The sequence below is a fragment of the Ruminococcus bromii genome (genome assembly GCF_928721825.1).
Classification (GTDB): domain Bacteria; phylum Bacillota; class Clostridia; order Oscillospirales; family Acutalibacteraceae; genus Ruminococcoides; species Ruminococcoides bromii.
Genome location: NZ_CAKMVP010000002.1, coordinates 1 through 22246, shown reverse-complemented (window position 1 = coordinate 22246; position 22246 = coordinate 1). Strand labels below are relative to the sequence as shown.

The window sequence follows — 22246 nt, the reverse complement described above, 5'->3', positions numbered from 1 at the left end:
TTTTGCATATTTTTGTCAATAACTTTTTTCGTTATTTTTTTAGTTTTAAAACATTTTAATTGACACAACTTTATTAGGGTGTTAGAATTGTCTTGTCTGCGATAGCAGTGGATTGAAATGTTATATTTTTAGTTTTCACAAAATGGGAGCAAGAGCATCATTCTTGCTCCCGTTTTGTTTTTATATGCATATTCCCATACCAAGTCCGCTGTCGGGGAAAATAATACCTGTTTTTTCGCTGTAATATTTGCTGTCTGCCAAAATGAAAAATTCATCGTCAACAATTTCGATTGCCGAAGCCCCATCAAGTTTTTCAAATTCCCACAAATAAAGATTAACGGCATATTGTTCAAGCTCACGGAACAGATTCTTTGTATATTTTTTGTTGCGTAGTTCTGAAATTAAACTCTTATTATACTCAGTTGGTATATACACCGTCTTTGCATTGTTATCTATCATTTTAAAATCATTTGCCACAGTTTTAAATTGAAAGTGCTGATACTTTTTAACTATATTTTTATAGTTAAAGTCATCATCATTTCCGCTTTTCAGATAGTAATACAACTCATCAAAATATTCTTTAATAGCAGTTGCTGTGTAAATTTCCGAACCGTACTTTTCAATAATCTTACGGGCAACTGAGGCATTTTTCTGCTGACAGGATATTATTTCTCCTGTGTCAAAAATATGAACAAGGCTGTCGCTCCTGTTATTTTTGCCCTCTCGGTTGCATCTTCCGCCTGCCTGTAAAATCGAGTCAATTCCCGAAATGGCTCTGTAAACTGTCTTAAAATCCAAATCTACACCCGCTTCAATCAGACTTGTCGAAATAACTTTGCAAGGCAAATTGTTGTTCAAACGGTTTCTTATCTTTTCAATTGAACGCTTTCTGTGTGCAGGATATTCGTGGGTCGAAAGGCATATATTTTCTTCACTTTCACCAAGCATTGAAAACAGCTTTTTAGCGTGTTCCTTTTTATTAACCACACAAAGCACCTGTTCTTCATTTTGCAGTCTGAACACAAGCTCGTCATCGTCAAGATTCCCGTCATAAACAAATTCCGTTCTGCGAAACTTTTCGGCATATTTTTCGGGATTTTCACGGCATATTTCAGGAATTTTGTAATTGCTCAACCCCTTACATTCACCGAAAAATTTATCAAGACTCGGCTGTGTTGCTGTACAAAGAACAGCCGTAGAATTGCAAATTTCAGTCAGTTCGTTAATAACTTTTACACACGGCACAAGATACTGTATCGGCAACATCTGCGCCTCGTCAAAAATAATTACGCTGTCGGAAATATTATGCAATTTTCTGCTTTTTGAGGGCTTGTTGCTGAATAAGGATTCAAAAAACTGAACCGCAGTCGTCACTATAACCGGAGCGTCCCAGTTTTCGCAGGCAAGTTGTTGTCTTTGAACCGTTTCTGACGAAGTTTTTTTAGGATCAAAAGTAACATTGGAATGGTGTTCAACAACATTTTCTGCGCCGAGTGCGTCCTTAAAAACGGCGGCATTTTGCTCAATAATGCTCGTGTAAGGAATTACATAAATCACACGCTTTCGCTTGTGCTTGTCCTGAACCGCATAATTCAGTGCAAAAGCAAGCGAAGATATCGTCTTTCCGCCGCCTGTAGGGACTGTAAGTGACAAAAGATTTTCGTCGCTGTCTTTGGCGGCTATACATTGCTTTTGAATTTCAGAACGAAGTATATTCAGTTCTTTTGTAGGTGTTCCCCATTTGGCAGTATAAGCGTTAAGTCTTTCAAGCAAAACAGGGATATCATCATATCCTCCACGGCTAACCGTATCGTCAAGCATAAAACGCTCAGTGCATATAAAATCCGAGTCAACAAGGCAGGAAAACAGCATATGTATCAAAAACGCATTTTTAAATTCATCGGTTTTTAAGACTTCGGGAACAATTTGCTTTTCAAAATCAGGCTGTTCGGTTTCCCACGCAGAATAATTTTCAATGCTTTTGTCATTTACTTTTCCGAGAAATGTACCGGAGTCAGGCATATCACAACTGCTTCCAAAATCAGGCAATCCTCCGTGATGACCCGAAATGCAAAACGCTGTCATAACCAATTTATGTTTACATGCGGTTATTGCACCTGCCGTTGAATGATTTACGGTAATATTTTCGCCGTTGATACGCCTTTGAAATTTTTCGCTGTATTTGCCTATATCGTGAAGTTTACCCATTTCATAAGCAATTTTTTCATAACCAAAACTTTTTGCAAATTCAGCCGCCATTTCGGCAGTTTGATTCAGATGATCAATCAACAATTCTTCTTTTCCGTCCGTATCATTTCGTTTATGTGCCAAATATCGCAAAAGCATCACTCCCAAAGATAATTATAACACTATTATATCACTTATTTGGTTATTTTCAATAGTATTTACGGTTATTTTTGAATACTATTAGTATGTATTTAGGTTTTATAATAAATTTTTTAGTGCTTACAAATCAAACTTATGTGTGTTTAATTATTGTTGTAATGCATTTTTAACCTTCTTCCGTTACCTTTCCGTTTTTTGGGGGTATCCCAAATATTGAAATTGAGCCGCATTAACAAAGGGCGGATATCGCAAAATACGGTATCCGCCCTTTTCTATATTAAAACATCCTCAGCAATAAGCCGAATGGGGTCTTAGTCAGCGTGCTTTATCAGCAGCCGCAACCACAGCTGTTGTTGTCACAACCGCAGCCGCCGTTATTTCCGCCGCAGCAGCAGAGAACGATGATAAGAAGAATAATCCATGAGCAGCAGCCGTTGCCGTTACCAAAGTTACACATACGCTTACCTCCTTTCGTTTACACTACATATTATTGCAAAAGGAGAAATGTGTGACATCAAAAAATGACGGCTGCGAAAATCTTCGTAACCGTCATCAACTGTAATGATTTAATTAAACATTGAACCTGAAAAGAACGACATCGCCGTCTTTCATAACATAGTCCTTGCCCTCACTGCGGACAAGACCTTTTTCTTTTGCGGCTGTCATACTTCCGCAGGCGATAAGGTCGTCATATGCGATAACCTCGGCTCTGATAAATCCACGCTCAAAATCCGAGTGAATTTTGCCCGCTGCCTGAGGTGCTTTTGTTCCTTTTTTGATTGTCCATGCACGAACCTCCTGTTTGCCTGCCGTAAGGTAGGAGATAAGTCCGAGAAGTGCATAACATTCCTTGATAAGTCTGTCAAGACCGCTTTCTTCAAGTCCCATATCGGCAAGGAACATTTCCTTTTCTTCCTTGTCCATCTCAACGATTTCTTCCTCAATCTGAGCGCAGATTGGAAGAACGCCGGCGTGCTCCTCGGCGGCAATCTTCTGAACAGCCTTGTAGCCCTCGTTTGAGTCGATGCCGTTTGAGAAATCCTCGTCACTCATATTTGCGGCATAGATAACAGGCTTGTTTGTGAGAAGCGCAACCTCTGAAAGAATTGCTTTTTCGTCATCGTCACATTCAACACTTCTCGCGGGTTTGCCCTCGTTGAGTGCGTCAAGAACTCTTTCAAAAAGGTCGATGTCTTTCTGATACTTTTTATCGCCCTTGAGCATTTTCTTTGTCTTGTCAATTCTGCGTTCGAGCATTTCAACATCGGAGAGAATAAGCTCAAGATTGATTGTTTCAATGTCACGGGCAGGGTTGATGTTGCCTTCAACATGGATAATGTCGTCGTTTTCAAAGCAACGAACAACATGAACGATAGCGTCACATTCACGGATGTTTGAAAGGAACTTGTTGCCGAGTCCCTCGCCCTTTGACGCACCCTTTACAAGACCTGCGATATCTACAAATTCAATTGACGCAGGAGTATATTTGTCAGGATCATACATTTCCGCAAGTTTATCAAGTCTTTTGTCCGGAACTGCAACAACACCGATATTCGGTTCAATTGTGCAGAAAGGATAGTTTGCACTCTGAGCACCTGCGTCTGTAATTGCGTTAAAAAGAGTACTTTTGCCGACATTTGGAAGTCCGACGATTCCGAGTTTCATTTATTTTCACCTCAAATAATATTCGGGCAATGCTTGCCTATTTTCACTGAATATTGTATTATTATATCGTATGGATACTTACTCTGTCAATTCACAGACGAGTAATGCACACTTTGTTAAGTATATCACATAAAATTGCTTTAAACAATAAGAAAGGAAATTTTTATGAGCGAAATAAATACATATTCTGTAACAATTAAGGTTGAAGAAGAAAATCTTGCCGTTTCAATGGGCAGCGGCAGTCTTTGTGTGCTTGCAACTCCTTGCGTTGTGGCTCTTATGGAAAATGCCGCCGCAGCTCTTGCAGACAAGGTTCTTGACAACGAAGAACTTACAACTGTCGGCACGATGATTTCAATTGAGCACACAAGCCCCACTCCTCTCGGTGCTGAGGTTACGGCAACAGCCGTTCTCAAAAGCGTTGACGGCAGAATGTTTAATTTTGAAGTTTTTGCCGAAGATAAAAAGGGTGAAATTGCAAGAGGCACTCACACAAGAGTAAGCGTAAAATCAGAAAAATTTCAGATGAAGGCGGACAGCAAGTTTGATGAATAAGTACAAATATTATCTGTTTGACCTTGACGGCACAATCAGCGAGAGCGCATTGGGCATAAGAGAGTCACTTGAAAACGCAATTAAAAGTATGGGCAAGCCGTTGCCGAATCTTGACGATTACACATTGTATATCGGACCGCCGCTGCTCGATACATTCCGCAATATCTGCCGTTTCAATGAGGAAGAATCGGCAAGAGGCGTTGAAATTTATCGTGAATACTACAACACCAAGGGCAAGCTTGTGAACAAGCTTTATGACGGCATTGACAGGGTTCTTGCAGAGCTTAAAAACAGCGGTGCAAAGCTTGCCGTGTGTTCGTCAAAGTATGAAAAGTTTGCCGAAGAAATTACAGAACTTCTCGGTGTGCATGATATGTTTGACGCGATCTGCGGTTCAACACTTGACGGCAGCAGAAAAGATAAAAAAGACCTCATTCCGTATGCAGTTGAAAGATTAGGCGGCAGTCTTGAAAATGACAGAAAAGATACCGTTATGATTGGCGACACTTGGTTTGACACAAAGGGTGCAAGACTTTGCGGTGTTGATTTTGTCGGTGTTGAATACGGCTACGGCGACCTTGAAAGTATGAAAAAAGAGGGCGGCAGGGTGTTTGTAAAAACAACGGCTGAACTCTTGGATGTTCTTACAAAGTAAATAATTTGAAATCGGACAAACGGAATTATCCGAAGATTTTTCGCATACATTTTATCAGAGAATAAAATGTGCGGAGGATTTATAATGTTCGTTTTTAATTTAAAAATTAAGGCTAAAAAAACAGTAATTTTGGCGGCGGTGCTGTCCGTAACAGCGGCAATAATATGTACAGCCGTCACGGTTGCAATAAATTCACGGTTGCCCGATACAGCCGTGAGTGATAAAACAGGGGAGTATTCTCTTGTGCTTAATGACGGTGAGGAGAAAAAATTCCTTGAACAGTTCGGAATTGAAACCGCCGATGCAAAGCCTGAGAAACGCTCGGTTGTAATTCCGTCGGATTTTAATGAATATTACGAGGAATACAACGAACTTCAGAAGAAATTCGGACTTGACCTCGGAAAATTCAAGGGCAAAGAGGTTACGGAGATTACCGTTCCCCTGGAAAAGCCAAAGGATAACAATGCCGTTTTGCTTGTTTACAAAAACAGGGTAATCGGCGGACACATTACAAACGGAGAATACGGCAGTAAAAATCTGCCGCTTGTTGAATAAGATGGAAAGACTTGATAAGCTTATTTCGTCACAAAGAGCCGACGGCAGAAAAGAGGTTCAAAAGCTGATTAAAAGCGGTGCGGTTCTTGTGAACGGAAAAATCTGCAAAAAGCCTGATACAAAGGTTGACCCCGACAAGGATGAAATTGTTGTGGACGGACAGGCTTTGAATTACAGCAAATACACATATATAATGATGAACAAACCTGCGGGAGTTGTTTCGGCAACCGAGGACAGGCAGTTTAAAACTGTTATTGACATTATCCCCGAGGATATGAAACGAAAGGGACTTTTCCCCGTCGGCAGACTTGACCGTGATACGGAGGGACTGCTTCTTATTACAGATGACGGTGACTTTGCGCACAGCATAACCTCGCCTAAAAAGCATGTGGACAAGAAATATATTGCAAAGCTTGACGGAGAAATCACAGAAGATACCGTAAAGGCTTTTTCTGACGGAATTGAGTTCTCTGACGGTACGAAGTGCCGCAGTGCCGTGCTTGAATGTGACGAAAATGATAAAAAAACAGGAATTGTCACAATTTGTGAGGGTAAATATCATCAGGTTAAAAAAATGTTTTTGTGTTGTGGATTAAAAGTTGTGCATCTTCAACGAATTTCAATAGGCGGTTTGTATCTTGATAGCAATTTGCACATAGGTGAGTGTAAATTGTTGACGGATTTGGATAAAAAGTCGGTCTTTATCGGCAATATACACTAAAAAATGCATCTGAATTTTATCCTGTGTCAGTTTTAAATAAAATAATGCATATATCTTTGGTCAATTTCGGTATGGTCAAATTGTGCGAAAAGTGGTATATTATTGTAGTAATAAAGCTAAGGACTTTATAGTTATCGACTAATTGGAGGTTTATACACAATGGCAAATGTTTCATTAAGACATGTTTACAAGATTTATGACGGCGGTGTAACTGCTGTTACAGACTTCAACCTTGAGATTGCCGACAAAGAATTTATCATTCTCGTTGGTCCTTCAGGCTGCGGTAAATCAACAACTCTCAGAATGATTGCAGGACTTGAGGATATTTCAAAGGGTGAGCTTTATATCGGCGATACACTCGCAAACGATGTTGCACCTAAGGACAGAGATATTGCGATGGTATTCCAGAACTATGCTCTTTATCCTCATATGACAGTATATGATAATATGGCATTCGGTCTTAAACTCCGTAAGTTCCCTAAGGAAGATATTAAGAGAAGAGTTGAAGAGGCTGCAAGAATCCTCGGTATCGAGCAGTATCTTGACAGAAAGCCAAAGGCTCTTTCAGGCGGTCAGAGACAGCGTGTTGCTCTCGGCCGTGCTATCGTTCGTAACCCGAAGGTATTCCTTCTTGACGAACCGCTTTCAAACCTTGACGCTAAGCTCCGTGCTCAGATGAGAACAGAGATTTCAAAAATTTATCAGCGTCTCGGCACAACATTTATCTATGTAACCCATGACCAGACAGAGGCTATGACAATGGGTACAAGAATTGTTGTTATGAAAGACGGTTTCATTCAGCAGGTTGATACTCCTCAGCATCTTTATGATATGCCTTGCAATATGTTTGTTGCCGGATTTATCGGTTCACCTCAGATGAACTTCATCAACGCTGTTCTCTCTAAGAACGGCGGCAAGTACACTCTTGATTTTGACAAGTATCACGTTCCTGTTCCCGAGTCAAAGGTCAATGCTGACCTCGACAACTATGTTGGCAAGGAAGTTGTTTTCGGTATCCGTCCTGAGCATGTTCACGATGAGCCTGAAGAAATTGCTAAGGCTGAGTGCCTTCTCAAAGCCAATGTTGATGTTACCGAGCTTATGGGCGCTGAGATTTATCTCTATGTAAACATCAACGGTACACCTATTACAGCTCGTGTTGAACCGACTTCAACAGCTAAGCCGGGCGACGACATTGAGATTGCTTTCGACCTCAGCAAACTCCATATCTTTGATAAGGACACTGAGAAGACAATCACAAACTGATTATAATTTAATTTGTATTTCACGGCGGAGCGTTATGCTCCGCCGTTTCGGCTTTTTAGGCAATTCTATTTTAACGGATTTTGGCAAAATATGCTCTGCTTTTTTACTTTTTATTTACAGGCTCTTTTTCTGCTCCAACTTTTATTATAGAGCCTTATTGTATAGCCTTTTTAAATTCGTTTTACTGTGACGAATGAACAATTTTTCGTATTTTGTCACAAAATCAACACAATGTTGTGATATATTAAAAAAGTAATAAAGTTATGTAACAATTGTTTAATTTTGCTTTCAAAACTGTAACTTGTTGCTGATTATGCAAATTCTCTAAAAAAATTCAAGAAAAATTGTAAATAGAGGTTGATTTTTTTCTCGTTTTTGTGTAATATGTATATGAGACAGATTGTATTTTATTGAACTCTTTTACAATCACAATATATAACTGCGGAGAAAACGAGGTAAAAATTTATGTCAAACAGATTATTTCAAGGTATTGTACACCAGATGAAAGACGCAATCGACAGAACGATTGGCGTAATTGACGAGACTTCGGTTGTTATTGCCTGCTCCGAGCTTGGAAAAATCGGCGAGGTAAACGAGAGCGTTAATTCCGAAACACTCAGCTCGACAGCACCGTTTGTTGTGAACGGCTATACATACAGATCTTTCGGCAGCAATGCAAAGTATGATTATGCAGTGTTTGTTCAGGGTACCGATGAGTATGCTCAGAAGTATGCTCAGCTTTTGTCGGTTTCCTTTGCAAGCATCAAGCAGTATTATGACGAAAAGTATGATCGTTCAAACTTTATTAAGAATGTTATTCTTGATAACATTCTTCCGGGTGACATTTACCTTAAAGCAAGAGAGCTTCACTTTAACAGCGAGGTTTCCCGTGTTTGCCTGCTTATTAAAATTGTTTCTAAAACAGATGTTTCCGCTTATGATATAATTCAGAACCTTTTTCCGGACAAGTCAAAGGACTTTGTTATCAACATTAACGAGGTTGAAATTGCACTTGTTAAGGAAATCAAGCCTGACACAGAGAGCCGTGACCTTGAAAAGTTGGCAAGCTCGATTTCAGACACACTTTCGAGCGAGTTCTACACGCATTGCGTTGTCGGTATCGGTACAACGGTTACAGGCATCAAGGATCTTGCAAGAAGCTTTAAGGAGGCTCAGTCGGCGCTTGAGGTTGCAAAGGTATTTGACACTGACCGTACAATCGTAAGCTATGATAACCTCGGCATTGCCCGTCTTATCTATCAGCTTCCCACAACCTTATGCGAGATGTTCCTCAAGGAAGTTTTCAAGAGAGGTTCAATTGAAAGCCTTGATCAGGAAACTCTCTTTACAATTCAGAGATTTTTTGAAAACAACCTCAATGTTTCCGAAACATCAAGAAAGCTCTTCGTACACAGAAATACTCTTGTGTACAGACTTGAAAAAATTAAAAAGCTCACAGGTCTTGACCTTCGTGAGTTTGAGGATGCAATTGTGTTCAAGGTAGCTCTTATGGTTAAGAAATACCTCAACGCAAGTCCTACAAAATACTGATTTAGTTAAAGTGTGCCCGAGCATAGTGCGTTCGCTGTGCTCTGGGCGTTTTGACTTTTTATGAGTATTTGTACAATAACTACAAAACAAAGGTGACTTTATGATTGATTTTATAAATGTGTCTAAAACATACCCTAACGGCACTCATGCTCTCTACGGTATTACGCTGAGTATTGATAAGGGCGAGTTTGTATTTATTGTCGGTGCATCGGGCGCAGGCAAGAGTACATTTCTTAAACTCATTATGCATGAGGAGACTCCGACATCGGGCAAAATCGTTATCAACGACACTGATGTTACAAAGCTGAGAAGGAGCAAGGTTCCTTATATGCGCCGTCATATGGGCATTGTTTTTCAGGATTTCAGACTTATTGACAAGATGAATGTTTTCGACAATGTTGCGTTTGCGATGCGTGCTGTCGGAAAACCTTCGGCAGTAATTAAAAAGCGTGTTCCGTATGTGCTTGAGCTTGTCGGTCTTAAAGATAAGATGAAAAACAGACCGAGTGAACTCTCGGGCGGTGAGCAACAGCGTGTAAGCCTTGCAAGAGCACTTGTGAATAATCCCGAAATTATTATTGCCGATGAGCCGACAGGTAATGTTGACCCCGAGATGTCACACGAAATCATTGAGCTTCTCAATGAAATTAACGCAACAGGCACAACCGTTATTGTTGTAACGCATGAACATGACCTTGTTCGTGAGTTTGACAGACGAGTTGTTGTTCTTGACCACGGAAAAATTAAGAGCGACACCAAGGATTTGTTTGTTAAAGATGACTATACTGACGATTACGGTGATGACAGCGGTGAAGAAGAAAATACACCGGATTATCCCGATAATGCAGTGGTTGTTCCGGAATAATGCGTTTGCGCAAATAGGATTTTGAAAGGATTTTTGATATGACCGGATTTGGTTATTTGGCAAAAGAAGGTTTCAAAAATGTGTGGAACAACCGTATTATGAGTATCGCTTCCGTCTGCGTACTTATAAGCTGTCTTGTTCTCACAGGTGCGGCGGCACTTTTTTCATTGAATGTTGACAAGGTTGTTGAATCTGTCGGCAAGTCAAATGAAACCTCTGTATACATTAAAGACGGATATTCACAGCTTGAGGCTGTTTATGTAGGAAAAGCAATTGAAAAGCTTGACAATGTTGAGTCTGCAACCTTCCTTTCAAAGGAAGATGCGATAAAGCAGTATAAATCAACCCTTGGCGACGACCTTTTTGCCGAGATGAAAGGCAGAAACAAACTTCCTGATTCATTTATTGTAGTGATGAAGGATTTGTCAAAGTACGATGAAACTATTGCACAAATCAAGAAAATTGACGGTGTTGACAGTTTCAGCAGTCACCGTGAACTTGCCAAAAAGCTTACGGACATCAGCAATCTTGTCAATATGATTTGTATTGCGGTTGTTTGTGCGCTGACAATCATTTCAATCTTCATCATTGCCAACACAATTCGTGCGACAATGTACTCACGAAGATTTGAAATCAGCATTATGAAATCGGTTGGCGCAACGAATTCGTTTGTCCGCTGGCCTTTCCTTATTGAAGGTATGATAATCGGACTTATTTCCGCAATTCTTTCAACAGGTGCAATTGCAATTCTCTATGAAACTGCACAGGCTCTTGTTTATCAGATTGTTCCGATTGATTTCATTCCGATTAACAATGTCATCTGGATTACAGGCGGCTTGTTTGCAGTTGCGGGTGTTGTTATCGGCTTCTTCGGCAGCTTTATCTCAATAAGAAAATACCTTAAAATGGAAGGTAACGAAATACTCGGTTGGTAATCCCGACAGAAATCTTAAAGGAGGAGATTACAATGAACAAATTAAAAAGAATTTTATGTGCAATGCTCTGCGTATGTATGATTTCAATTCCTATGGCAATTCCGACTGTTGTTTCTGCTGAGGACAGCATCTCAGACCTTGAACAACAGCTTCAGCAGCTTGAACAGGAAAATCAGAAGTATCAGAAGATTCTTGATGATACAAAGTCTGACATCGCAGAAAAGGAAGAATACAAGAGCGCCCTTGTAAGCAAGGTTCAGGTTCTTGATGAAAAAATTGCAGTAACCCGTGAGAAAATTTCAAGCCTTAACGATGATATTAAGGAAAAGCAGGACGCTTATGACAAGGGACTTTCGGAAGTTGAGGATCAGTTTGACGCACTTGCAAACAGACTCAGAATTCTCTATATGTCGGGCAACGCAACAGACCTTGAAATCATTTTCGGTGCAAAGGATTTTTCTGACCTTATTGATAAGATGGAGCTTGTAAAGAGCCTTGCAAACAGCGACAAGGAGCTTATCAGCGAAATCCAGACAAAGCTGGACGAGCTCAGCACCCAGAAGGAATCCCTTGAGGCCGACAAGAAAGACCTTGAAACTCAGCAGTCGTCATTGAAGTCGGATCAGGACGAGTTTAATAAACTCATTTCAGATAATGACGAGATTCTTAAAAATCTGTACGCATCAAATTCCAAGGCGCAAAATTCTCTTGAAAGTGCGGCTTTGAAGAGTGATGAGATTGAATCCAAAATCAGCGAGTACTATGCCGCTCAGAAGGCGGCTGCGGAACAGGCTGCTCAGGCTTCACAGAGTTCAAGCTCAAGCAGTTCATCAAGCAGCTCTTCAAGCAGTTCATCAAGCGGCTCAAGCGGTTCGGGTTCATCAAGCTCAGGTTCATCATCTGTAATTGTTCCGTCGGGTTCGGGCTTTGCATGGCCTACACCGGGCTTTGTAAGCCTTTCATCAGAATGGTTTGAGGACAGAGAAGTTTATAACCACGGCGGAATTGATATTGCCGGCGCAGGCATTATGGGAACTCCTGTTGTTGCGGCTGCCGACGGTACTGTTATCGCAACCAACAGCAGTTGTACACACAACTGGGGCAAGAGCTACAGCTGCGGCTGTGGCGGCGGTTATGGTAACTATGTAATGATCAGCCACGCGGGCGGTAAGATGACAGTTTACGGTCACCTTACAAGTCTTACAGTAAGTACAGGTCAGTCTGTTTCAAGAGGACAGATTATCGGCTATGTCGGTTCAACAGGTAACTCAACAGGACCTCACCTCCACTACGAATGCCGTCTTAACGGTGTAAGATACAACCCGATGTCTGAGTATCCGTACATGTGATAATTTCTTTGATACATACACAATTTGATAATTAATTTAAAAGCCTTCGCATATACTTAAATAAGTAAATATGCGGAGGTTTTTGTTTTGATTACTTCATTGAATGTTGTGTTTCCCGAAAAGTGCGGGAAAATAAGGGGATTTTTTAACAGGCTGAGAGGGGACAAGGTGTGCGTTGAAATCAAAAGGGCAAGGGGCGTAAGCGTAAAACAGCTTACATACATCTGTCGCAGACAAAAGGTCAATCTCAATAAAATTGACAGGGCAATCGGCAATCAGCGCACAAGACTTTTGTGTTGCGAAGAAATGACTTTCCCAAATGACAGCGGTTACAAGCGTTTTTACTCGCCGTTTTTTTCGGCAAGACTTTGTACAAATATGGCGCTTTATGCCCTCAGCAAATTTGATACTCCCGAAAGGCTGACGGTCGGAATTTATGACCCCGACGCTCAATGCACCGACCTTGTTTCATTTGTGTTGAAATATACGGGCAATGCCTGTATTATCACAGACAACGAAGATGTGTTCTATGATGAACTGAATACCATTGCCGAAGAAACGGGTGCGTGTGCCGTTGTTACCCATCACCGTGAACAGCTTTCAAATTGTGACCTTGTCATTGCACCGTTTGAAATTGAAGAAAATCTGCCTGTAAGAAATGACGCGGTCATCCTCACAAACGGCAGACCAAAGGAAAATATAAAGGGCTTTGTGTATTTTCGCTATTGCTTTAAAATGCCGAACGGATTCGCACTTTTGCGGCCTGAGGGATTGTCGGAGGAATACTTCTGCTCAGCACTCTACACACTCGGTTCACAGTACGAACTCGGCTCAATTGTTCCCGATTTGTGCCGTAATGACAATGAGGCGCAGACAGTGAAATCTCTTTGCAGTTATCTTGCCCGTTTTGCTTGACAATCGGTGCGAAAAAAATTATAATAAATCTATATGCAGTTTTTTGCTGATATGAAAGAATTTTATACCGTATGCACGCTTGTGCAGGTGCGGTATTAACTGAAAGGAACGATATAAAATGGCAGCTAAACCAACAATGCTTACTGCGGAAGGTCTTAAAAATCTTGAAGAGGAACTTGCAGAATTAAAAAATGTCAAGCGTAAAGAAATTGCAGAGAAAATCAAGGTAGCCCGTTCCTACGGCGACTTGTCCGAGAACAGTGAATATGATGATGCAAAGAACGAGCAGGCTATTATGGAGGCAAGAATCGCTACTATCGAGTCTATCCTCAAAACTGCTCAGATTATTGATGAGTCCGAAACATCTAACGATAAGGTACACCTCACTTCTGTTGTTACAATCGAAATGGTTGGCACAGACAGACAGATGACATACAAAATTGTTGGTTCGGGTTCTAACGAAACAAATCCCGCACAGGGCAAAATTTCAGACGAATCACCTGTCGGCAAGGCTCTTATGGACAGATGTGTCGGTGATGTTGTTGAGGTTGAAACTCCCGGCGGCGTAAAGGCATTTAAGATTCTTGAAATCTCAAAGTAATTTGTTTATCTATTGAATTTTAGCTGACGGATTCTGCTTTTGCAATCCGTCAGATTTATTGATGTTGAAAAGAGAGGAATGATTGGAAATGAGTCAGAAGCCACAGCAGACCGGCACAAGCGATGTTATCAAGGTCAGATACGAAAAGCTTGCCGCCCTCAAAGAAGCAGGCAGAGATCCGTTTGTAATTACAACAAGTGCCCGTGATGTTCTCACGGAAACAATTAAAAACAATTTTGAAGAGTACGAAAACAAAGATGTATGCGTTGCAGGCCGTTTGCTTTCAAAAAGAGGCAAGGGCAAGGTTTCGTTTATGGACCTTTGGGATCGTTCGGGCAAAATCCAGATTTTTGCAAAGTTTGACGATCTCGGTGAAGAAGAATACGGTTTCCTTAAAAAGTGGGATATCGGCGATATCGTTGAAGTAAAGGGCTTTGTTTTCAAAACGCAAATGGGCGAAATTTCTGTTCATGCAAAAGAGGTTAAGCTCCTTTCCAAATCACTCAAACCCCTCCCCGAAAAGTATCACGGTCTTACAAATACAGACCTTCGTTACCGTCAGCGTTATGTTGACCTTATTATGAATCCCGAGGTAAAGGATACCTTTGTAAAGCGTTCAAAAATTATCGGCAGTATCCGCCGTTACCTTGACAATCAGGGCTTTATGGAGGTTGAAACTCCTATGCTCGTTGCCAATGCCGGCGGTGCGTCGGCTCGTCCGTTCCTTACTCACTTCAACGCTCTTGACGAGGATTTAAAGCTCAGAATTTCTCTTGAACTTTACCTCAAAAGACTTATCGTAGGCGGACTTGAAAAGGTTTACGAAATCGGCAGAGTATTCCGTAACGAGGGTGTTGACACCCGTCACAACCCTGAGTTTACTCTTATGGAGCTTTATCAGGCATATACAGACTACAACGGTATGATGGATCTTACCGAAAACCTCTATCGCCATGTTGCACAGGAGGTTCTCGGCACAACAACAATCACATACAACGGCATTGAAATGGATCTTGGCAAGCCGTTTGAGAGAATTACAATGCTTGACGCTGTTAAAAAGTATTCAGGTGTTGATTTCAACGAAATTCATTCTGACGAAGAGGCTAAGGCAATTGCTAAGGAAAAGGGTGTTGAGTTTGAAGAACGCCACAAGAAGGGCGACATCCTCAACCTTTTCTTTGAAGAATTTGCAGAAGAGCATATGATTCAGCCTACTTTCGTTATGGATCATCCGATTGAGATTTCTCCGCTTACAAAGAAGAAACCCGAAAATCCCGATTATGTTGAGAGATTCGAGTTCTTTATGAACGGCTGGGAAATGGCTAATGCGTATTCAGAGCTTAACGATCCGATTGACCAGAGAGAGCGTTTTAAGGCTCAGGAGGCACTTCTCGCACAGGGCGATGATGAGGCTAACACAACCGATGAGGATTTCCTCAACGCACTTGAAATCGGTATGCCTCCGACAGGCGGTATCGGCTTTGGTATCGACAGAATGTGTATGCTCCTCACAGATTCAGCCGCAATCCGTGATGTTCTCCTCTTCCCGACAATGAAGAGCTTGGATTCCGACAAAAAGCCGTCGGGTATTCCGAAAACAAAGGATGCTGTTGTTGAAGAAAAGATTGACTTCTCAAAGGTAAAAGTTGAGCCTTTGTTTGAAGAATATGTTGATTTTGAAACATTTTCAAAGTCAGATTTCCGTGCAGTAAAGGTTAAGGCTTGCGAGGCTGTTAAGAAGTCGAAGAAGCTTTTACAGTTCACTCTTGATGACGGCACAGGCACAGACCGCACAATTTTAAGCGGTATCCACGCTTATTATGAGCCTGAAGAGCTGGTTGGAAAGACTCTTATCGCTATCACAAATCTTCCGCCGAGAGCAATGATGGGCATTGACTCCTGCGGTATGCTCCTCAGTGCAGTTCACGAGGAAGAAGGCGAAGAAAAGCTCCACCTCCTCATGGTCGATAACCATATTCCCGCAGGTGCAAAGCTTTATTAAAATATGATGTAAAAATGTACCGTTTACAAAATAGATTGATGCAGAAATCGGTGCAAGCAAGGAAAAATCGCATAATTAGTGCAATGAGTGGGCAATTCCAATCGGGATTGCCCATTTTCAGAAAGAAAAAGACAAATCGGAATTTGAGAAGGTAAGTGAATGGGATACCATGGAGGAATATGATAATGTCGAAAGATGAGTATTTGATAACCGATACGCCCCTCAAAGCGTTGACGGTTTTTGCAATGCCAATGATTCTTGGAAGTTTTTTTCAGCAAATATACAATATGGCCGACTCTATTATTGTCGGCCAGTTTGTTGGTCCTTCCGCACTTGCAGCTGTCGGTGCATGTGCAGCATTGACCAATGTGTTCATTTGTGTGGCACTGGGAGCCGGTGTCGGAGCCGGTGTGCTTGTGAGCCGTTATTTCGGAGCCAGGGAGTATGGCAAAATGAAAACAATCGTGTCAACCTCCTTGATTAGCTTTTTGCTTCTAAGTATAGTCCTTGGTGTTTTTGGCTTTTTCTTCGCCGGCTCGATGATGAGTGGACTGCAAACCCCTGCCGACATACTGGATGATGCAGTACTGTATCTGCGGGTCTATTTTGTGGGCTTTCCGTTTCTGTTTATGTATAACATTCTTTCTACCATGTTCACCTCAATCGGCGAATCCAAAATTCCGCTGGGACTGCTGATTTTTTCGTCCATCCTGAATATTTTAATGGATCTTTGGATGGTAGCCGGGCTAGGTCTCGGTGTGTTCGGTGCGGCTATTGCAACCCTGATTGCTCAGGGAATTTCCGCAGTATTTTCGTTTTTGATTTTCTTTGCACGGATGCAGCAATATAAAAGCCCCTTTAACAGGTTTGAACGGCAGGAGCTGTATTCCATGCTTCGCATTGCGGTGCCGTCGGTTTTACAGCAGTCCACAGTGTCCATCGGTATGATGATTGTGCAGGCAGTGGTAAATCCTTTCGGTACACAGGCACTCGCCGGGTATACAGCAACGATGAGGGTGGAAAATGTTTTTTCATTGATCTTTGTATCCATCGGCAATGCGGTTTCGCCGTTTGTTTCCCAGAATCTTGGCGCAAAGAAAATTGATCGTATCAAAAAAGGCTACCATGCTGCACTGGTGCTGGATGTGTGCTTTGCCGTTCTTGCCTTTCTCGTCATTGAAACGCTACACACGCAGATCTCCTCGCTGTTCTTAGGAAAAGACGGAACGGCGTTTGCCTATCAGGTGTCCGGTGATTATATGAGGTGGATTGGTTACTTTTTCATCTTCATGGGTATCAAGATGGCAACCGATGGAGTTCTTCGCGGCCTCGGAATTATGCGTCCGTTCCTCGTTGCAAACATGGTGAACCTTGCGATTCGTCTGTCCGTTGCCCTGATCTGTGCACCGCGTTTCGGCATTGCCTTTGTCTGGCTTGCTGTACCGGCTGGTTGGCTTGCAAACTTTTTAATCTCCTATGTGGCTCTCAGGAGATCATGGCCGACTGATAAAATGGCATCAATTAGTTAACTTCCAGTTTATCGAACTTGCCCTTTGAGAGAGGAGAAATCCTTTTCTCAAAGGGTTATTTCTGTTTTGGCATTGATTTTTATAGTTAGTCTTTCCGTCGGAAGTTACTGTTCTCTCGTTTGAAAGGACAAAGGCTTTTTTAATGTGATAATCTTCGTTGCTTACAAATGTGTTCAAGGCGCTGTGAACCGTGTAATCCTTGCCCGATTTCACCTCAATAGGAACAGCTAAAAAATACACTTTTCAATGCAAATTGAGGGGCAAAAGCTACACTTTTCAAATTATGAACAGAAATTTGATATAAAAAACACGGTGCAACCTTATGCATTTGGGTTACACCGTGTTTTGTAAAATTGTTTAAATGTAGGCAGCTCTATGCTGTGATTATTTTATCAGTTCTTCAAGCTGTGACTTATTATATTTACTCTTATAGATGTCATAGCCTGCCGTGTCAAGGTTTATGTTTGCGTGTCTTTTGTCAGCCTGAACATAGACATCATCACCCTTGACATATATCAAAGCCCAAATATCTCGACTGGTATCTTTCAGGTATGATAAAAGAAGTACATAACTCGGTTCAACATCTATCGAATCCACCTTATTATCAGATGTCATATATATCAAATCGTCAGATGCCTTCAACTTTTCGTTAAGGTTGTTTTTGTTTGATTTTGAAATGAGTTCATTAGTTTTGTAGTCATAAAATTCAACTGAAAATTGGTTTGGATCTGCGGTCGGAGTAGTATCTGATAAAGCAGTTGTATCGGCTTCATCAGAAGTTTGAGCGTTATTTGACGCAACTTCACCACCACAACCTGTAAACAAAATTGAAGTTGAAATAACAACTGCTAATAACATAATCGAGATAATTTTTTTCATAATTAACACCCTCTTGTGTTTTTGTAGGCTTAATTATACACCTTAAATTTATTTTGTCAAGATATTCAAAGCAAAAAAATCAACCGCAAAGTTTTTCGCTCTGCGGTTGATTTTATTTTTATTAAGGATTACGCTTAATTGGCGTTTGCTGTTGTAAAGGTAAACTGACCGTCTGCGAAATCGCAGGTAACTACTGCGCCGTCCTTGACCTTGCCCTCAAGCATCTGCTCTGAAAGCGGGTCTTCAATCTCGTTCTGTATTGCACGGCGGAGAGGTCTTGCACCGTAGTTTTCGTCAAAGCCCTTGTCGGCAATCTCGCTGATTGCGTTGTCTGTAAAGCTGATTTTAATATTCATCTTATCAAGACGGTTTTCAAGAGTTTTGAGCATCTTAACGGCAATCTGCTTAATTTCGTCCTTGTTGAGCTTGTTGAACACGATAATATCGTCAACACGGTTCAAGAATTCAGGACGGAATACCTTGCGGAGTTCGCCTGTTACAAGCTCCTTGATGTCCTTTTTCTCGCTCTCTTCGGCATTCTCATTTTCGGAATTAAAACCGAGTGAGCTCTGCTTTTCGGTGATAAGTCTTGCGCCGACATTAGAGGTCATTATGATAATGGTATTCTTAAAGTCAACCGTTCTGCCCTGTGAGTCGGTAAGTCTGCCGTCCTCAAGAATCTGGAGGAGCATATTGAATACATCGGGGTGAGCCTTTTCAATCTCATCAAAAAGTACAACCGAATACGGTTTTCTTCTTACCTTTTCGGTGAGCTGACCGCCCTCCTCAAAGCCTACATATCCGGGCGGTGAACCGATAAGCTTTGACACGGTGTGTTTCTCCATATATTCACTCATATCAAGACGGAGCATTGCATTTTCATCGCCGAACATTGCCTCTGCAAGAGCCTTGCAAAGTTCTGTTTTGCCGACACCCGTCGGACCGAGGAAGATAAACGAACCTACAGGTCTTTTCGGGTCTTTAAGACCTACTCTGCCTCGTCTGATAGCCTTTGCGATTGCAGTTACAGCCTCGCTCTGACCGATAACTCTTTCGTGGAGAACATTCTCCATGTTAAGAAGTCTTTCGCTTTCTTCCTTAGTAAGCTGAACAACAGGGATACCTGTCCATTCGGAAACAATCTTTGCGATATCCTCGGCAGTTACCTCACCGCTGTTGCCCTTCTGCTGTTCCTGCCACTTCTTCTTTGCATCGTCAAGCTTTGTCTGAAGTTCCTTCTGCTCATCACGAAGTCGTGCAGCCCTTTCAAAGTCCTGCTCGTTAATTGCGCTTGCCTTTTCTTTTTCATAGTCTGCAATTTCATCTTCAAGCTCCTTTACATTATCAGGAGAAGTAAGAGATGCAAGCCTTACCTTTGACGCACCCTCATCAATAAGGTCAATTGCCTTATCGGGGAGGTAACGGTCTGCGATATATCTTGATGACAATGTTACTGCGGCATTGATTGCCTCATCGGTAATCTTAACCTTATGGTGTGCCTCGTAGCTGTCACGCAAGCCTTTAAGAATCTGTACAGCCTGTTCGGGAGTAGGCTCGCCAACCTTTACGGGCTGGAAACGACGCTCCAAAGCGGCATCTTTTTCAATATATTTTCTGTACTCGTTAAGAGTTGTTGCACCGATAACCTGAAAATCGCCTCTTGCAAGTGACGGTTTAAGGATATTTGCGGCGTCTGCACTGCCCTCTGCGGCACCTGCACCAACGATAGTATGAAGTTCATCAATGAAGAGGATAGTGTTCTTTGACTTTTTAACCTCGTCAATAGCCGCCTTAATTCTCTCCTCAAAGTCACCTCTGTACTTCGCACCTGCTACCATACCTGTGAGGTCAAGGCTGACAACTCGCTTGTCTTTAAGAATTTCAGGCACATTGCCCTTTGCAATTTCAAGTGCAAGTCCCTCTGCAACCGCAGTTTTACCTACACCTGGTTCACCGATAAGAACAGGATTGTTCTTTGTACGGCGGGAAAGAATCTGGATAACCCTCTGGATTTCCTTTTCTCTGCCGATTACAGGATCAATTTCGCCGTTCTTTGCGGCTTGAGTAAGATCTCTGCCGAATTTATCAAGAGCAGAACCGCCTTTCTGTGAACCGTTCGGAGCGGATTCGTTTTCAAAACCGCCGAAACCGTCATCTGCACCGCCCTGCATACCTTTTGACACAGCCTGTGCAAGTCTTTCAACAGATACACCGAGTTCTTCAAGAAAAGCAACTGCGTAGCTGTCGCTCTCCGAAAGGATTGCAAGGAGCAAATGCTCTGTGCCTACATAGGTGTAGCCTGTTTTTGAAGAAATGATAACTGCGGCTCTCAGAACTCTCTTTGTACGGGGAGTAAAATCATCGGGAGTAAGCTCAACGAGCGACATTGTACCGTTAATGGATTCAAGCTTTTCACGGAGAGCATCTTCCGTTACTCCGCACTCATTAAGAGCGGTTGCGGCAACACCGCTGCCCTCTTTTACGAGTCCGTAGAGAATGTGTTCTGTACCGACATAGTTGTGGCGCATCTCCTCTGCACTTTCAATCGCAAGATTAAGCGCCTTGTTTGCTTTTTCTGTAAAACCTTTGAACTGATACATAAAATCATCACCCTTCCTTGTGGATAATGTATTAACTGCTTATTTTCTATGAAAGAGCCTCTCTTAAAATTTTTGCCCTTTCAATATCTCTTTCCTGTGCAGAAAGATTTTTTCCTGAGTTTACCATAAGCGTTGCAGGCTCAATTTTTTCCATAAGAGAGTCAACAACCTCTGCGGTAACATCTTTTATCTGTCCCGACAAAATGCCGAAACGAACATTTGACAACAGCTTTAAAGCCTCGTCATGAGTCATAACCATTGCCGATTTCAACAAGCCTAAGCTTCTGCTCACGCTGTCCTGAATATCAATACTCTTTGCAAGTCTTTCTCTTGCCTGTTGTTCCTGAGAAACAAGCTGTTTTGTGATGTTCTCAAGATTTTCAATTGCGGCTTTTTCTGAGATACCGAGCGTTACCTGATTTGAAAGCTGATAAAGCGAACCGCTGGGTTCTGAGCCTTCACCGTAAGCACCGCGGATTGTAAGTCCGAGCTTTGAAAGGTTGCCTGCAATTCTGCCGATTGTACGGCTCTTTTCAAGTGCCGGCAGATGGAGCATAACAGAGGCTCTCATGCCTGTGCCGAGATTTGTAGGGCATTGTGTAAGATAACCGAGCTTGTCATCAAAAGCAAATTCAAGGTTTTCATCAAGCAGGGTATCAAGCTTATCGGCTGTATCATATGCCTGTTCAAGCGACAAGCCGTCTGTGATAACCTGAAGTCTTATGTGATCTTCCTCGTTAATCATAATGCTCATGCTTTCATCCTTGCTCAACAGCAATGCTCTGCCCTCTGTTTCGCTGATGAATTCGGGACTTACAAGATGTCTTTCAACAAGCGACACACCCTGTGCCTCTGTCAAATCATCAAGCTTAATCAGATTGAAATCCGAGGCAATTGAGCTGTTGCTGTCCCTGATTGCACTTGTAACCTTTTCAATAACCTTTTTTCTGCCCTGTTCGGACAGTCGGCACGGAAACGGGTAATCTTTCAGGTTTCTTGCAAGTCTTACTCTGGTGGAAATTACTTCGTTACTCATAATTAAGCCTCCATTTCCTTAATCTGATCTCTTAACTCTGCGGCATGTTCAAAATTCTGTTCCGAAATTGCCTTGTCGAGTTCCTTTTTAAGTGCCTTGATTTTATCTTTCTTTGTCATCTCGGCACTCTTTTCGGCTTTCTTTGTACCAAAACGGCTGTTCTTACCGCAATGGGTTGTGTTGCCGTGGATTCTTCTGATTGAAGGAAGAAGCTGGTCGCC

20 protein-coding genes are annotated in these 22246 nt (G+C 41.9%); 13 read left to right on the top strand and 7 right to left on the bottom strand.

The features are described 5' to 3' along the window. Positions 1-180 precede the first annotated feature (180 nt). From cas3 to ychF, 3 genes are all read right to left on the bottom strand, one after another. Positions 181-2340, bottom strand: a complete 2160-nt coding sequence (gene cas3 / locus QDI94_RS00245; RefSeq protein ID WP_278866339.1) for a CRISPR-associated helicase Cas3' — start codon at positions 2338-2340, stop codon at positions 181-183. Positions 2341-2674: 334 nt separating this feature from the next. Continuing rightward, the gene (locus QDI94_RS00240) at positions 2675-2803 is read right to left on the bottom strand and encodes a hypothetical protein (protein ID WP_015522801.1); all 129 of its coding nucleotides are present in this window, start codon (positions 2801-2803) and stop codon (positions 2675-2677) included. Between the two features lie 113 nt (positions 2804-2916). Beyond that, on the bottom strand, positions 2917-4011 hold the full coding sequence (gene ychF, locus QDI94_RS00235) for a redox-regulated ATPase YchF (protein WP_117847126.1): 1095 nt from the start codon (positions 4009-4011) through the stop codon (positions 2917-2919). A gap of 165 nt (positions 4012-4176) precedes the next feature. On the opposite strand from ychF, the gene QDI94_RS00230 reads away from it, so the two are divergent. The 13 genes from QDI94_RS00230 (at position 4177) to QDI94_RS00170 (ending at position 17510) form a co-directional block, all read left to right on the top strand. Continuing rightward, on the top strand, positions 4177-4566 hold the full coding sequence (locus QDI94_RS00230; protein ID WP_117524045.1) for a thioesterase family protein: 390 nt from the start codon (positions 4177-4179) through the stop codon (positions 4564-4566). Then, on the top strand, positions 4559-5221 hold the full coding sequence (locus QDI94_RS00225) for an HAD hydrolase-like protein (protein WP_278866338.1): 663 nt from the start codon (positions 4559-4561) through the stop codon (positions 5219-5221). Before QDI94_RS00230 ends, QDI94_RS00225 begins: the two co-directional genes overlap by 8 nt. Before the next feature lie 84 nt (positions 5222-5305). Beyond that, positions 5306-5776 carry a DUF4830 domain-containing protein gene (locus tag QDI94_RS00220; RefSeq protein ID WP_278866337.1) on the top strand — a complete coding sequence of 157 codons (471 nt, stop codon included), beginning with the start codon at positions 5306-5308 and terminating at the stop codon, positions 5774-5776. Between the two features lies 1 nt (position 5777). Then, positions 5778-6497, top strand: a complete 720-nt coding sequence (locus QDI94_RS00215) for a pseudouridine synthase (RefSeq protein WP_278866335.1) — start codon at positions 5778-5780, stop codon at positions 6495-6497. A gap of 159 nt (positions 6498-6656) precedes the next feature. Next, positions 6657-7763 (top strand): ABC transporter ATP-binding protein, encoded by a 1107-nt coding sequence (locus QDI94_RS00210; protein WP_278419716.1) that lies wholly within the window; start codon positions 6657-6659, stop codon positions 7761-7763. Positions 7764-8228: 465 nt separating this feature from the next. Further along, on the top strand, positions 8229-9314 hold the full coding sequence (locus QDI94_RS00205; RefSeq protein WP_101028968.1) for a PucR family transcriptional regulator: 1086 nt from the start codon (positions 8229-8231) through the stop codon (positions 9312-9314). A gap of 100 nt (positions 9315-9414) precedes the next feature. Beyond that, entirely contained in the window at positions 9415-10179 is a 765-nt protein-coding gene (gene ftsE, locus QDI94_RS00200) for a cell division ATP-binding protein FtsE (protein WP_101069779.1), read from the top strand. Positions 10180-10235: 56 nt separating this feature from the next. Next, positions 10236-11114: a permease-like cell division protein FtsX gene (gene ftsX, locus QDI94_RS00195; RefSeq protein WP_278866332.1), complete on the top strand. Its 879-nt coding sequence runs from the start codon at positions 10236-10238 to the stop codon at positions 11112-11114. Positions 11115-11146: 32 nt separating this feature from the next. Then, positions 11147-12463 (top strand): murein hydrolase activator EnvC family protein, encoded by a 1317-nt coding sequence (locus QDI94_RS00190; protein ID WP_278866330.1) that lies wholly within the window; start codon positions 11147-11149, stop codon positions 12461-12463. Between the two features lie 87 nt (positions 12464-12550). Then, on the top strand, positions 12551-13378 hold the full coding sequence (locus QDI94_RS00185) for a hypothetical protein (RefSeq protein WP_101028972.1): 828 nt from the start codon (positions 12551-12553) through the stop codon (positions 13376-13378). 118 nt (positions 13379-13496) lie between these two features. Further along, positions 13497-13979, top strand: a complete 483-nt coding sequence (gene greA, locus QDI94_RS00180; RefSeq protein WP_015522791.1) for a transcription elongation factor GreA — start codon at positions 13497-13499, stop codon at positions 13977-13979. Between the two features lie 88 nt (positions 13980-14067). Further along, positions 14068-15981 (top strand): lysine--tRNA ligase, encoded by a 1914-nt coding sequence (gene lysS, locus QDI94_RS00175; RefSeq protein WP_117979658.1) that lies wholly within the window; start codon positions 14068-14070, stop codon positions 15979-15981. Positions 15982-16166: 185 nt separating this feature from the next. Beyond that, positions 16167-17510, top strand: a complete 1344-nt coding sequence (locus QDI94_RS00170; protein ID WP_278866327.1) for an MATE family efflux transporter — start codon at positions 16167-16169, stop codon at positions 17508-17510. A gap of 384 nt (positions 17511-17894) precedes the next feature. On the opposite strand, the gene QDI94_RS00165 is transcribed toward QDI94_RS00170, so the two are convergent. The 4 genes from QDI94_RS00165 to QDI94_RS00150 all read right to left on the bottom strand — a co-directional run. Then, complete coding sequence (locus tag QDI94_RS00165; protein WP_278866324.1) at positions 17895-18389, bottom strand: hypothetical protein; 495 nt, start codon at positions 18387-18389, stop codon at positions 17895-17897. A gap of 134 nt (positions 18390-18523) precedes the next feature. Then, on the bottom strand, positions 18524-20989 hold the full coding sequence (locus QDI94_RS00160) for an ATP-dependent Clp protease ATP-binding subunit (RefSeq protein WP_117881629.1): 2466 nt from the start codon (positions 20987-20989) through the stop codon (positions 18524-18526). Positions 20990-21035: 46 nt separating this feature from the next. Then, on the bottom strand, positions 21036-22025 hold the full coding sequence (locus QDI94_RS00155; RefSeq protein ID WP_015523343.1) for a protein arginine kinase: 990 nt from the start codon (positions 22023-22025) through the stop codon (positions 21036-21038). Between the two features lie 2 nt (positions 22026-22027). Further along, positions 22028-22246: UvrB/UvrC motif-containing protein (locus tag QDI94_RS00150; RefSeq protein ID WP_278866321.1), on the bottom strand; the 219-nt coding region annotated here is incomplete at its 5' end.

Excerpts from the sequence above, each read along its gene's own strand:
- QDI94_RS00155 (WP_015523343.1), bottom strand. The coding sequence starts at position 22,025 with ATGAGTAACGAAGTAATTTCCACCAGAGTAAGACTTGCAAGAAACCTG.
- QDI94_RS00160 (WP_117881629.1), bottom strand. The coding sequence starts at position 20,989 with ATGTATCAGTTCAAAGGTTTTACAGAAAAAGCAAACAAGGCGCTTAAT.
- QDI94_RS00205 (WP_101028968.1), top strand. The coding sequence starts at position 8,229 with ATGTCAAACAGATTATTTCAAGGTATTGTACACCAGATGAAAGACGCA.
- ychF (WP_117847126.1), bottom strand. The coding sequence starts at position 4,011 with ATGAAACTCGGAATCGTCGGACTTCCAAATGTCGGCAAAAGTACTCTT.
- QDI94_RS00190 (WP_278866330.1), top strand. The coding sequence starts at position 11,147 with ATGAACAAATTAAAAAGAATTTTATGTGCAATGCTCTGCGTATGTATG.
- QDI94_RS00230 (WP_117524045.1), top strand. The coding sequence starts at position 4,177 with ATGAGCGAAATAAATACATATTCTGTAACAATTAAGGTTGAAGAAGAA.
- QDI94_RS00165 (WP_278866324.1), bottom strand. The coding sequence starts at position 18,389 with ATGAAAAAAATTATCTCGATTATGTTATTAGCAGTTGTTATTTCAACT.
- QDI94_RS00220 (WP_278866337.1), top strand. The coding sequence starts at position 5,306 with ATGTTCGTTTTTAATTTAAAAATTAAGGCTAAAAAAACAGTAATTTTG.
- QDI94_RS00225 (WP_278866338.1), top strand. The coding sequence starts at position 4,559 with ATGAATAAGTACAAATATTATCTGTTTGACCTTGACGGCACAATCAGC.
- QDI94_RS00170 (WP_278866327.1), top strand. The coding sequence starts at position 16,167 with ATGTCGAAAGATGAGTATTTGATAACCGATACGCCCCTCAAAGCGTTG.
- lysS (WP_117979658.1), top strand. The coding sequence starts at position 14,068 with ATGAGTCAGAAGCCACAGCAGACCGGCACAAGCGATGTTATCAAGGTC.
- QDI94_RS00240 (WP_015522801.1), bottom strand. The coding sequence starts at position 2,803 with ATGTGTAACTTTGGTAACGGCAACGGCTGCTGCTCATGGATTATTCTT.
- greA (WP_015522791.1), top strand. The coding sequence starts at position 13,497 with ATGGCAGCTAAACCAACAATGCTTACTGCGGAAGGTCTTAAAAATCTT.
- ftsE (WP_101069779.1), top strand. The coding sequence starts at position 9,415 with ATGATTGATTTTATAAATGTGTCTAAAACATACCCTAACGGCACTCAT.
- QDI94_RS00215 (WP_278866335.1), top strand. The coding sequence starts at position 5,778 with ATGGAAAGACTTGATAAGCTTATTTCGTCACAAAGAGCCGACGGCAGA.
- QDI94_RS00210 (WP_278419716.1), top strand. The coding sequence starts at position 6,657 with ATGGCAAATGTTTCATTAAGACATGTTTACAAGATTTATGACGGCGGT.